This is a genomic window from Actinomycetospora atypica, assembly GCF_042653685.1.
Lineage (GTDB): Bacteria > Actinomycetota > Actinomycetes > Mycobacteriales > Pseudonocardiaceae > Actinomycetospora > Actinomycetospora atypica.
On the sequence record NZ_JBHSIV010000017.1, the window covers coordinates 38855 to 50473 of the forward strand.

12 protein-coding genes are annotated in these 11619 nt (G+C 75.1%); 5 read left to right on the forward strand and 7 right to left on the reverse strand.

What is annotated here, in order from left to right; translation table 11 throughout:
• The first annotated feature begins 2 nt into the window (after window positions 1-2).
• The gene (locus ACFPBZ_RS16575; protein ID WP_378037185.1) at window positions 3-749 is read left to right on the forward strand and encodes an SDR family NAD(P)-dependent oxidoreductase; all 747 of its coding nucleotides are present in this window, start codon (window positions 3-5) and stop codon (window positions 747-749) included.
• Here ACFPBZ_RS16575 and ACFPBZ_RS16580 read toward each other — a convergent pair.
• Both ACFPBZ_RS16580 and ACFPBZ_RS16585 read right to left on the reverse strand, forming a co-directional pair.
• A complete protein-coding gene (locus tag ACFPBZ_RS16580) occupies window positions 746-1783 on the reverse strand; it encodes an alcohol dehydrogenase catalytic domain-containing protein (RefSeq protein ID WP_378037186.1) in 1038 nt (345 codons plus the stop codon). The genes ACFPBZ_RS16575 and ACFPBZ_RS16580 overlap by 4 nt on opposite strands.
• A 38-nt stretch (window positions 1784-1821) precedes the next feature.
• Window positions 1822-2280, reverse strand: coding sequence for a MarR family winged helix-turn-helix transcriptional regulator (locus tag ACFPBZ_RS16585; protein WP_378037187.1), 459 nt, complete (start codon window positions 2278-2280; stop codon window positions 1822-1824).
• A 154-nt stretch (window positions 2281-2434) separates the two neighbouring features.
• Between ACFPBZ_RS16585 and ACFPBZ_RS16590 the strand changes: the two genes are divergently transcribed.
• Together ACFPBZ_RS16590 and ACFPBZ_RS16595 are read left to right on the forward strand one after the other, a co-directional pair.
• Window positions 2435-2899, forward strand: a complete 465-nt coding sequence (locus ACFPBZ_RS16590) for a hypothetical protein (protein WP_378037188.1) — start codon at window positions 2435-2437, stop codon at window positions 2897-2899.
• The gene (locus ACFPBZ_RS16595; protein ID WP_378037189.1) at window positions 2899-3153 is read left to right on the forward strand and encodes a DUF3817 domain-containing protein; all 255 of its coding nucleotides are present in this window, start codon (window positions 2899-2901) and stop codon (window positions 3151-3153) included. Before ACFPBZ_RS16590 ends, ACFPBZ_RS16595 begins: the two co-directional genes overlap by 1 nt.
• 18 nt (window positions 3154-3171) lie before the next feature.
• On the opposite strand, the gene ACFPBZ_RS16600 is transcribed toward ACFPBZ_RS16595, so the two are convergent.
• From ACFPBZ_RS16600 to ACFPBZ_RS16610, 3 genes are all read right to left on the reverse strand, one after another.
• Window positions 3172-3528, reverse strand: coding sequence for a tetratricopeptide repeat protein (locus tag ACFPBZ_RS16600; RefSeq protein ID WP_378037190.1), 357 nt, complete (start codon window positions 3526-3528; stop codon window positions 3172-3174).
• Window positions 3529-3627: 99 nt separating this feature from the next.
• Complete coding sequence (locus ACFPBZ_RS16605; protein WP_378037191.1) at window positions 3628-5400, reverse strand: ABC-F family ATP-binding cassette domain-containing protein; 1773 nt, start codon at window positions 5398-5400, stop codon at window positions 3628-3630.
• 10 nt (window positions 5401-5410) lie between these two features.
• A complete protein-coding gene (locus tag ACFPBZ_RS16610; RefSeq protein ID WP_378037192.1) occupies window positions 5411-6442 on the reverse strand; it encodes a 4-(cytidine 5'-diphospho)-2-C-methyl-D-erythritol kinase in 1032 nt (343 codons plus the stop codon).
• Between the two features lie 205 nt (window positions 6443-6647).
• Here ACFPBZ_RS16610 and ACFPBZ_RS16615 point away from each other — a divergent pair, with 205 nt between their 5' ends.
• The gene (locus ACFPBZ_RS16615) at window positions 6648-8072 is read left to right on the forward strand and encodes a hemolysin family protein (protein WP_378037193.1); all 1425 of its coding nucleotides are present in this window, start codon (window positions 6648-6650) and stop codon (window positions 8070-8072) included.
• On the forward strand, window positions 8069-9061 hold the full coding sequence (locus ACFPBZ_RS16620; protein ID WP_378037194.1) for a hemolysin family protein: 993 nt from the start codon (window positions 8069-8071) through the stop codon (window positions 9059-9061). The genes ACFPBZ_RS16615 and ACFPBZ_RS16620 overlap by 4 nt, the downstream gene beginning before the upstream one ends.
• Before the next feature lie 53 nt (window positions 9062-9114).
• Here ACFPBZ_RS16620 and rsmA read toward each other — a convergent pair whose 3' ends face one another.
• Entirely contained in the window at window positions 9115-9966 is an 852-nt protein-coding gene (gene rsmA / locus ACFPBZ_RS16625) for a 16S rRNA (adenine(1518)-N(6)/adenine(1519)-N(6))-dimethyltransferase RsmA (RefSeq protein ID WP_378037195.1), read from the reverse strand.
• A gap of 77 nt (window positions 9967-10043) precedes the next feature.
• Complete coding sequence (locus ACFPBZ_RS16630; protein ID WP_378037196.1) at window positions 10044-11555, reverse strand: transglycosylase family protein; 1512 nt, start codon at window positions 11553-11555, stop codon at window positions 10044-10046.
• Window positions 11556-11619: the final 64 nt, after the last annotated feature.

Sequence of the window (11619 nt, forward strand, 5' to 3'; positions counted from 1 at the left end):
CCGTGCGCGGACTGGAGGGTCGACGGGTCGTCCTCACCGGCGCCACCGGGGGGCTCGGCACCGCGATCGCGCGCCGGCTGCTCGACGAGGGCGCCTCGGTGGCCCTCACCGACGTCGACGGGTCCGCGCTGGAGCACGTCGCGGCGTCCCTGGGCGGGGACACGACCGTCCTCGCCCTGGACGTCGCCCGGGAGGACGACTGGCAGCGGGTCGTGAGCGCGCTGCAGGACCGGTGGGGCACGGTGGACGTCCTGGTCAACAACGCGGGGATCGGGAGCACCGGCACCGTCGAGACCGAGACGCGCGAGCGCTGGGACCAGGTCCTCGAGGTCGACCAGCGGGGCACCTGGCTCGGGATGCAGCACGTCGGGCCCGTGATCGAGCGCGGCGGGGGCGGGTCGATCGTCAACGTCGGCTCGATCCTCGGCGCGACCGGCGGGCTCGCGAACAGCTTCTCCTACGCCGCCGCCAAGGGCGCCGTCCGGTCGATGACGATGAACGCCGCGCTGCACTGGGCGCAGCGCGGCGTGCGGGTCAACGCGGTCGTCCCCGCCTTCATCGGGACGACCGCGCTCCTGGGGCGCTACGCGGGCACCGAGCGGCACGCCGCGATGCTGGCCAACACCCCGATGGGCCGGCTCGGGCGCCCGGAGGAGGTCGCCGCGGCCGTGGCCTTCCTCGCCGGCGACGACTCCGGGTACACCACCGGCTCGGAAGTCTTCGTCGACGGCGGTTGGTCGGCCCGCTAGCCGGCGTGTCCCGGGACGAGGACCGCGCGCCCGACCATCCGCCCCCGGCGCAGCTGGTCGAACGCGCGGTCCGCGTCCGCCAGGGCGAAGGCCGTCGTCCGCGCGGTCAGCCCCCCACCGCGGGCGAGGTCGACGACGGCAGCGAGCTCGGGCCGCGAGCCCCAGAAGGGCAGCCGGAGCCGGGCCCCGGAGGGCAGCACCCCCGGCTTGGACACCGCCACGCTCCCGCCGCCACTGCCGACGACCACCAGCTCGCCCGCGGTCCGCAGCAGCGACACGGCCAGGTCGAGGCTGCTCTGCGCCCCCGCGAAGTCGAACACCACGTCGGCCCCGCTCCCCCGGGCGGCCGCCACGGCCGCGGGGGCGTCGGCCGGGCCCACGGCCGCGTCCGCCCCGCACTCCCGCGCCAGGTCCAGGGCCTCCTCCCGGGTGTCGACCGCGACGACGGTGACTCCGCCGAGCGCGCGGAGGATGCCGATCGCGAGGTGTCCGAGGCCGCCGACCCCGATGACGACCGCGATCGCGCCCGACTCCGACAACGCCTCGCGGCTCCCCTCGACGGCGTGGAAGGACGTGAGGCCCGCGTCGGTCAGCGTCGCCGCGACGACCGGGTCCAGACCCTCGGCGTCCACGACCCGGTGCCGGTCGACGACCAGCGCGTCCGCCATCCCGCCGTCGACCCCGAGCCCGAGGCCCGCCGCCGGCAGCGTGCGGCGGTGGTCGCAGTAGTTCGTCCGGCCCCGGGAGCAGCGGGGGCACCCACCGCAGCCGTACGGCGCGTGGACGACGACCTGCTGCCCCACCCGGAGCCCCTCGACCTCCGCCCCCAGGGCCGCGACCCGACCGCAGACCTCGTGCCCGAGTGTGAACGGCAGCGCCCACGCCGCCCCGGCCCCGCCGTCGAGCACCGCGAGGTCGGAGTGGCAGACCCCGGCGGCGAGGACGTCGAGCCGCACCTCGGCCGGCCCCGGCTCGGGCGTCGGCACCTCGGTCAGCCCGGCCCGGCCGGGAGCCACCATCCGGTAGGCGATCACGGTGTCCTCCTCCGTCGACGCGCGTTACCGAACCGACTTTAGTTCACCTGTGGTGGCCTCGGGAGGAGCGTGCGCAGCGCCGTCGTCAGCTCGTCGGTGGACGCGTCCCCGAGCTGGGCACGGAGTCCCTCGTCGACCTCCGCGACGACCCGTCGCGCGGCGCGACGCAGCCGGTCGCCCTCGGCCGTGACGCGGAGCTCGGCGGTGCGACCCCGCCCCGCCTCGGTGACGCGCTCGACGGCGCCGCGGGCCTCGAGCGCGTTCAGCGTCGCCTGCATGCTCTGCGGGGTGATGCCGGCCCGGCGAGCCAGCTCGCTGTAGGAGAGCCCCGGGCTCGACGCGAGGTGGCCGAGCGCCGAGAGGTGGCGCAGGGACATCCCCTCGGCCTTCAGCTCCGTCTCCACCTGCTCGCGGACGCGCCGGCCCAGCGCGATCAGCAGGAACGCCGGGCTCGCGGGGGGACCGCCGTCCCCGTCGGGCGGCGAGCTACGGGTCACGGTGCGGCAGTCTAGAGTTACAGTCAGACTGAAACTGCATGACGACCGCAGAGGAGACGGACATGCTGGTCCAGATCGCGTTGTCCGACGGCTTCGACCCGCTCGACGTCCTCGCCCTCGCGCGGTGCGCGGCCGGGGCGGCGGTGGTGGGCGCGTGACCGCGGTCCTGCTCTCGGTCCACGTCCTCGCCGCGATCCTCGCGATCGGTCCGGTGTGCGTGGCGGCGAGCATGGTCCCGGCGGAGGCCCGCCGGGCCGTGGCCGACGGCGGGGAGGTCGCCGACGCCGGGCGGCTGCCGGTGCTGGTCCGCATCTGCCGGACCTACGCCCTCGTCGGGATCGCCGTCCCGGTCTTCGGCCTGGCCACGGCGTCGTCGATGGGCGTGCTGACCGACCCCTGGGTGCTCGTCTCGATCGTCCTGACGCTGGCGGCCGCCGGCCTGCTCGCGCTGCGGATCCTGCCGCAGCAGCGCGCGCTGCTCGACACCGTCGGCACGGACCGGGCGCGGGTCGGCGAACTGGCCGGTCGCCTGGCGGGCGCGACGGGGATGTTCAACCTGCTGTGGGCCACGGTGACGGTGCTGATGATCGTGCGGCCCGGCTCAAGCACGGGGGTCTGATGCCGTCCGCACCCCTGCGCATCGCCGCGACGGTGGAGCTGGTCAGCCTCGTCGTGCTGCTGGCGAACCTGGCGACGGTCCACGCCCCCGCGGTCGCCTCGCTGATGGGCCCGGTCCACGGCTGCGCCTACCTGGCGGCGATCGCGCTCACCGTGAGCCGGGCCGGGTGGCGCTCGCGGGCGACGGTGCTCTGCCTCGTCCCCGCGATCGGCGGCCTCCTCGCCATCCGCCGACTCCGGGGCCGCCCTGCGTGAGCGGCCCCGGAGTACGGGTCAGGCGGGCGCGACACCCATCGCGGCGGCCAGCCGCAGGTGCGGCGTCGCCTCGTCGTGGCGGGACCCGCGCTGCAGCGTCCGGCCGAGCAGGAGGTGCGCGTACCCGTCGGACGGGGCGTCCGCGAGCAGGTCACGCAGGGTCTGCTCGGCCCGTCCGAGCTGGGCCGAGTGGTAGTAGGCCCGGGCCAGCAGCAGGCGGACGGCCGCCGTGGCGGGCTCGTCGGCCGCCAGCGCCTCCAGCTCGCGCGCGGCGGTGATGTAGTCGTGGAGGTCGAACAGGAAGGTCGCGCGGATCCACCGGTCGGCCGGGGTCACCGGCCCCTCCACCGTCCAGTTCAGTGCCGTCGTGCTCATGCCGCGCCCAACGGGTTCCGCGGTGCGGATGTTCCGTGGGCGCTCCGCGCCGGTGAGCACTTTCCGGGGTCATAGCCCCGGAAAGTGCTCACGAGGACGTCAGTCCACACTCGCCTCGAGCCAGGCCTCCTCGAGGCCCTCGCGCTCGGAGATCAGGGCCCGCAGCTCGGCGTCGAGCTCCATGAGCCTGGCGCGGTCGTTCGCGGCGTCGGCCAGCAGCGTGTGCAGCTGCTTCTCCCGGGTGTCGAGCTTCTCGATGCGCCGCTCGATCCGGCCGATCTCCTTGCGGGCGGCGCGGCGGTCGACCTCCGCCGAGGTGTTCGGGGCCGAGGAGGACGCCACCGTGGCGGTGGCCGAGACGTCGACCTGCTGGTCGCGCCGGCGCAGGTACTCCTCGATGCCGCCGGGCAGGTCGGTGATGATCCCGTCGCCGAACAGCGCCACCACGCGGTCGCACACCCGCTCGGTGAGGTAGCGGTCGTGGCTCACCACGACGAGCGTCCCGGCCCAGCCGTCGAGGATGTCCTCGAGCTGCTGGAGGGTGTCGACGTCGAGGTCGTTGGTGGGCTCGTCGAGCATGAGGACGTTCGGCTCGGTCATCAGCAGGCGCACCAGCTGCAGCCGCCGCCGCTCGCCGCCGGAGAGGTCCGAGACGGGCGTCCACTGCTGCGCGGCCGTGAACCCGAACCGCTCGGCCAGCGCCGACGCGGTGTGCTCCCGGCCCCCGATGAACACGCGCTCGGCGACGTCCTCCACCGCCTGCAGCACCCGGCGGTGCAGCGGCAGGTCGGAGAGGTCCTGGGAGAGGTGCGCGAGGCGCACGGTCGTCCCCTGCACGCGCTTGCCGTCGTCGAGCGCCCGCTCCCCCGCGATCGCGCGCAGCAGCGTCGTCTTGCCCGAGCCGTTGATCCCGACGATGCCGATGCGGTCGCCCGGGCCGATCCGCCAGGTCTGGCGGTCGACGATCGTGCGCGGCGGATCGCTGGGCACCGTCAGCGTGGCGTCCTCGAGCTCGATGACCGTGCGGCCCAGCCGGTGGCGGGCCATCGTCACCAGCTCGACCGAGTTCCGCGGCTCGGGCACGTCGGCGATCAGCGCCTCCGCGGCCTCGATGCGGTACTTCGGCTTCGAGGTCCGCGCGGGCGGGCCACGGCGCAGCCAGGCCAGTTCCTTGCGGGCGAGGTTCTGACGACGCTGCTCCGCGGCGTCGGCGAGGCGGGTCCGCTCGGCGCGGGCGTAGATCCAGTCGTTGTAGCCGCCCTCGAACTGCTCCACCTTGCCGTCGACGACCTCCCACGTGCGGGAGGCGACGGTGTCGAGGAACCAGCGGTCGTGCGTCACGACCACGACCGCGGTGCGCCGGGCGAGCAGGTGAGCGGCGAGCCAACGCACGCCCTCGACGTCGAGGTGGTTGGTCGGCTCGTCGAGCACGAGCAGGTCGAGGTCCTGCACCAGCGCCGCGGCGAGCGCGATCCGCTGCCGCTCGCCCCCGGAGAGGCCCTCGACCGACGCGTCCAGGCCGCGGCCGCCGCCGGGCCGGAGGCCCTCGATCACGGTCCTCGAGCGCGCGTCGGCCGCCCACTCGTGGTCGGGGACCTCCCCGCCGAGGACGGAGGCCCGCACCGTGGCGCCCTTCGGCTGCGACTGCTGGGTCACCGCCGCCATCCGCAGCCCGCGCACCGGGCTGACCCGGCCCTCGTCGGGAAGCTGCAGGCCGGCGAGGATCGAGATCAGCGTGGACTTGCCGCCCCCGTTGCGGCCGACGACCCCGACGCGGTCGAAGGAGTCGATGCCGAGGGAGACGCCGTCGAGCACGGGCTTCGGGCCGCCGAAGGAGATGGCGACGTTCTCGAGGTTGACGAGGTTGGGCACGGATAGCCTTTCAGGCGTACATGTTCGGGCCGGGATCCGACGCGGGCGGGCCGCCGCGGGGCGGACGGGCCGGGTCGCCGTCGATCACCTTGGCCCCGGGGACGGGGCCGTGGGCCACGCGCACCGTGCGGCACACGCCGGCCCCGGCGAGCTCGGCCGCCACGCGCACCGCGGTGGGGCCGTCAGTGCACAGGAAGATGCAGGTGGGTCCGGAGCCGGAGACGACCCCGGCGAGGGCGCCCGCCGCGACCCCGGCCCGCAGCGTGCGCCGCAGCCCCGGGTCCATGCTCACGGCGGCGGCCTGCAGGTCGTTGCCGAGCAGCAGCGCGAGCGAGCGCGCCTCCCCGGAGGCCACGGCCTCGAGGACCGGCTCGACGTCGCCGATGCGCTTCACGTCGGACGCGGCGCGCAGCCGGTCGAGCTCGCCGAAGACGGCGGGGGTGGAGAGCCCGTGGTCCTGCAGGGCCACCACCCAGTGGAAGGTGTGCCGGGAGAGCACCGGGACGAGGTTCTCCCCGCGGCCGGTGCCGAGGGCGGTCCCGCCGTGCAGGGCGAAGGCGACGTCGCTGCCGACGCGCGCCGCGACCTCCATGAGCCCCTCGCGCCCGATGTCGAGCCGCCAGAGGGTGGCGAGCGCGAGCAGCGTGCCGGCGGCGTCCGCGCTGCCGCCCGCCATCCCGCCCGCCACGGGGATCGCCTTGCGGATGCCGATGCGCACGTCGGGCTCCCGCCCGACCTCCTCCCCCAGCGCCACCGCGGCCCGCCAGGCGAGGTTGGTGGCGTCGAGCGGGACCCCGGCCGCCTCGGCGTCGACGTCGCCGAGCAGCTCGACGCCGGGCCCGCCGGGACCGATGTGGGTGACCGGCCCGCGGCTCTGGGCGGTGTGGGCGGCCACCACCGACACCTCGTCGAACAGGTTCAGGGCCTGGAACACGGTGACGAGGTCGTGGAAGCCGTCGGGACGGAGTTCCCCCACCGCGAGGTGGAGGTTGACCTTGGCCGGGACACGGACGGTCACCGGAGGTCCGACGGCGGAGAGCACCCGGCCAGGGTACGGACCTCTCCCGGACCGCCGGCCGGACGGCGTCCCCGACGGGGGTGTCCCCGCGCACCCCCGTCGTCGGGAACCTCCTATTCCGGACACACGTTGGCGGGGGGACGCACCGTGCACCCCCCGAGTCAGGAGCCATGGACCCCAGCGGCAGTCCCATCACCGCCCCGTCGACCGGCCGGGCGGTGGCCCCCGGATGATCGGCACGATCCTCGGCATCCTGCTCGGCCTCGTCGTGGTGGTCCTCATCACCGCCGCGACCGGCTACTTCGTCGCCCAGGAGTTCGGCTACATGGCCGTCGACCGGGCCCGGCTGCGCGCCCGCGCGGCCGAGGGCGACGCCGGCGCCGTCCGCGCCCTCGACATCACCCGCCGCACCTCCTTCATGCTCTCCGGCGCCCAGCTCGGCATCACCGTCACCGGGCTGCTGGTCGGCTACGTCGCCGAGCCGCTGATCGGCGACGGCATCGGCGAGCTGCTCGGCGGGGTCGGCGTGCCCACGGCCGTCGGGATCGCCGTCGGCACGGTGATCGCGCTCCTGGTCTCGACCGTGGTGCAGATGGTGTTCGGCGAGCTCTTCCCGAAGAACCTCGCGATCGCCCGCCCCGAACCGGTGGCCCGCGCCCTCGCGCTCTCGACGAAGGTCTACCTCGGCGCGTTCGGCTGGCTGATCCGGCTCTTCGACGCCGCCTCGAACGCGCTGCTCCGGGCCCTGCGCATCGAGCCGGTCCACGACGTGGAGCACTCGGCCACCCCCCGCGACCTCGAGGCGATCATCGACGACTCCCGCGACTCCGGGGACCTGCGCCCCGACCTCGCGGCGCTGCTCGACCGCGCCGTCGACTTCTCCGACCGCACGGCCCGCGCCGCGATGATCCCGCGCCCCCGCGTGGCCTGGGTGCACGCGCAGGACACCGTCGCCACCCTCGTCGAGCTCATGGCGGGCGGGCACTCCCGCTACCCGGTGCTCGGTGTCCCGCCGGAGACCGCCGACGACGACGGCGCCGGGCGGGCGCCCGACCTCGTCGGCGTCGTCCGCCTGCGCGACGTCCTCGCCCACGACGGCCCGCACGACACCACCCACGTCACCGACCTCATGCGGGCACCGGTGCTGGTGCCCTCGTCGCTGGCACTGCCGCAGGTCCTCGAGCGGCTCCGCGCCGAGGGCGAGGAGCTGGCCTGCGTGCTCGACGAGTACGGCGACCTCGCCGGCGTCATCACCGTGGAGGACGTCGCCGAGGAGCTCGTCGGGGAGATCACCGACGAGCACGACCCTCCCGGTACCGACATGGCGCGCGGGCTGGGGGAGCACTCCGATAGGGGATGGGAGGTGCCGGGTGATCGCCACGTCGACGAGGTGTCCCGGCTGATCGACGCCGACCTGCCCGAGGGCGGCTACCAGACCGTCGGCGGCCTCGTCGTCGCGGAACTGGGGCGGCTGCCCGAGCCCGGCGACGCCGTCGTCGTGACGATCCCCGCCGACGATCCCGACGAGCCCGCCCGCGCGCTGCGGGTCACGGTGCGGGAGGTCGAGCGGCGGGTGCCCTCGACCGTGCACCTGGAGTGGACCGTGTCCCAGGAGACGACCGGCTCCGCGCCGGCCGAGGAGGCCGGCCGATGAGCGCCGTCGAGATCGTCGTGTCGATCGCGCTGATCGCGCTGTCGGCGTTCTTCGTCGCCGTGGAGTTCGCCCTCGTGGCGGCGCGGTCCTACCGCCTCGAGGAGCAGGCCGCGACGAGCGCCTCCGCGCGGGCCGCCCTGCGCAGCTCGCGGGACCTGTCGCTGCTGCTCGCGGGCTCCCAGCTCGGCATCACGGTGTGCACCCTGGCGCTGGGCGCGATCACCAAGCCCGCCGTCGACGACGCGCTGAACCCGCTGCTCACCGGATGGGGCGTACCGGCCGCGGCCGCCGGGGTCGCCTCGTTCGTGCTCTCGCTGATCGTCGTGACCTTCCTGCACCTGGTGGTCGGCGAGATGGCGCCGAAGTCGTGGGCCATCGCCCACCCCGAGCGCTCCGCGGTGCTGCTGGCGCTGCCGATGCGGGCGTTCATGGTCGTCACCCGGCCCCTGCTGCTGGTGCTCAACGGCGCCGCGAACCGGTGCCTGCGCGCCGTCGGCGTCGAGCCGGTGGACGAGATGGGCGGTGGGCGCGGACCCGACGACCTGCGTGAGCTCGTCGACCACTCCGCGGAGACCGGCACGCTCGACCCCGGGCGCCGCGACCAGCTGCTCGCCGCCCTCGAGCTGGAGCGCACCCCGGTGCGCGACCTGGTGCACGAGCCGGTGGGCGTCGACGCCGACGACGACGTGGCCACGGTGCGCTCGACCGCCCGGACGAGCGGGCACCTGCGGCTCGTGGTGTCCGAGGGCGACCGGCCGGTCGGGTTCGTGCACGTCCGCGACACCCTCACCAGCCCGCCGGGCACCACCGCCCGCGAGGTCATGCGCCCGGTCCTGCGCCTCGAGGCCGACACCCCGCTGCAGGCCGCGGTCACGACGATGCGGGAGCGCCGGTCGCACCTCGCGCTCGTGGAGGGCCCCGACGGCCCGCTCGGGCTGCTGACGCTCTCCGACCTCGTGGAGCGGCTGCTGCCGGCGCCCGCGGCGTAGGAGCGAGCGGCACTCCCGCTGCTTCTATGTGCGCGAGAGTGCCGCTCGCTCCGTCAGGTGGTGGCCGCCAGCGCGGCGAACCGGTCGATGCCGAGCTGCTCGCCGCGCTCGCTCGGGTCGATCCCGGCGGCGCGCAGGCGGCGCTCGGCCTCGGCCGGGGAGCCCGCCCAGCCGGCGAGCGCGGCCCGCAGGCTCTTGCGGCGCTGCGCGAAGGCCGCGTCGACGGCGGCGAAGACGGCCCGACGATCCCCGTCGGGCTCGTCGTGGCGGGTGAACGCGACGAGGGCCGAGTCGACCCCCGGCACGGGCCAGAACACGCCGCGCGGCACGGGGCCGGCGCGGCGGGCGTCGGCGTACCAGGCGAGCTTCGCGCTCGGCGAGCCGTAGGCGGGCTCGCCGGGGCCGGCGGCGAGCCGGTCGGCGACCTCCGACTGGACCATGACGAGCCCGTGGCGCAGCGTCGGGAGCTCCGCGAGCAGGTGCAGCACCACCGGGACCGCGACGTTGTAGGGCAGGTTCGCGACGAGGGCCGTGGGCGTCCCGGGCAGGTCGGCCGCGGTGATGCGCAGGGCGTCGGCGAGGACGACGTGGAGCTCGGTCCCGGGCGCGCGTTCGTCCGCCGTGCGCGGGAGGCGCTCGGAGAGCACCGGGTCGATCTCGACGGCCACCACCGAGGCGGCCGCCTCGAGCAGCGCGAGGGTCAGCGAGCCCAGGCCGGGACCGACCTCGAGGACCACGTCGTCGTCACGCACCTCGGCCAGGCGCACGATCCGGCGCACCGTGTTGGCGTCGTGGACGAAGTTCTGGCCGAGCTTCTTCGTGGGGCGCACACCGAGCTCGTCGGCCAGCGCCCGGACGTCGGCGGCCCCGAACAGACGCACGGGCCCCGGGATCACGTGGTCCATGATCCCAGGGCCCGATGCGCGAGTGGCGCCACCCTCACGTCAGGTGACAGCACTGAGCCGTTGCTGGCTCGCCGGAGCTACTTCTTGCCGCAGACCGGCCAGGCGCCGTAGCCGCCGCGGGCGTCGCGCACCTTCTCCGCGACCGCGATCTGCTCCTCCTTGGAGGCCAGGTCGGCCCGGGCGGCGTACTTCCCGCCGCCGTAGGCGTTCCAGGTCTGCTTGTCGAACTGCAGACCGCCGTAATAGCCGTTCCCGGTGTTGATCGACCAGTCGCCGCCGGCCTCGCACTTGGCCATGCGGTCCCACTTGGCCGTGCTGCCGATGGCCGGGGCGTCCTTCTTGGTGCCCTTGCGGATCACGCCGCCGACGGGCGCCTTGGTGACCGTCGGGGCACCGGTGGCGGTGCGGGCGGTCTCCTTGCCGTTGGTGGTGTTCACCGTGAAGGCCTGGACCTGCTCGCCCGCCTGGCCCGGCTGGTCGACCTTCGTGGTCCCGGCGTTCATCGTCGGGTCCTCGACGGTCTGCATCGGGGGCGCGATCGGCTTGGTCTCGGTGACCTGGGTGACGGCGTTGCGGGTGATCGTGATGGCCGCGCCGTCGACCAGGGAGGTCTGGCTGGCGGCGTCGAGCGGGCCCATCTGCAGACCGCGCTGGGCCAGGAGGTCCTGGAGCGACGTGGCCGTCGTCGTGAGCTGCTGCGGGGCACCGCCGCCGTCGACGAAGGTGATCGTCTTCGGGAGCGCGACCGCGAGGTTCATGCCGGTCGACGGGATGAGCGCGCCGAGGGGCGCCGAGGCGGCGAGCGCCTGGGTCGGCATGCCGAGCTGGCCGAGGGCCTCGGCGACCGTCGTGGCGGTCGTCGTGATGGTCTGCGGCTTGCCGTCGACCACCAGGTTGACCTGGCGCGAGTGGTTGACGACGAGGCGGTCGCCGTCGCGGATCGGCGCGTCGGGCGACGGCGACATCTGGTCGGTGGGGCCGACCTGGATGTCCCCGGAGGAGAGCGCCCCGGCGACGGTGCCGGAGAAGGTGTGGACGACCTGGTCGACGCCGTCGACCGAGACCGTCACCTCCTTGTCCAGCGCGACCGCGGTGCTGCCGCCGGCGGCCACCGCGATGAGGGCCGCGGCGACGCCGCCCTTGACGGCGAGCGAGTAGCGCCCGGTGTCGGTGAGGTCGCGCTCGCGGTAGGTCTGCGGGTCGAGCCCGGCCGGCGCGGAGACCGACCGCGGCGCGGCGGTGCGGGTGGCGGCCGAGCCGGTCAGCCCGGTGCGCGACTCGAGGTCGTTCCACTCGTCGAGGTCGGGGACCTCAGTCGACCCGGTGTCGACGGTCGCGGTGCCGGGCGCTGCCCAGCCCGGCCCCGCGACCGGCAACGGACCGGTGATGTCACTGGCCCAGGTGGGGAGCGGACCCGTGCGGGGGGCCTGCTGGGCCGCGGCGTCGCTGCGGCGGGCCTGCCACTCGGCGGTCCCGGCGTTCAGGCCGTCCCAGCCGTCGTCGGTCCAGCGCTCCTCGAGAGCGTCGAACCAGCCGGTGTCCGCCTGCGAGTCGTCGCGGACGGCGGTCCGCGTCGAGTCGGCGCTCATCGGGCGGCCACGGCGTGAGCGGTGACCGACGACGACAGGACCGACGAGAGGGGGGAGCGCAGTA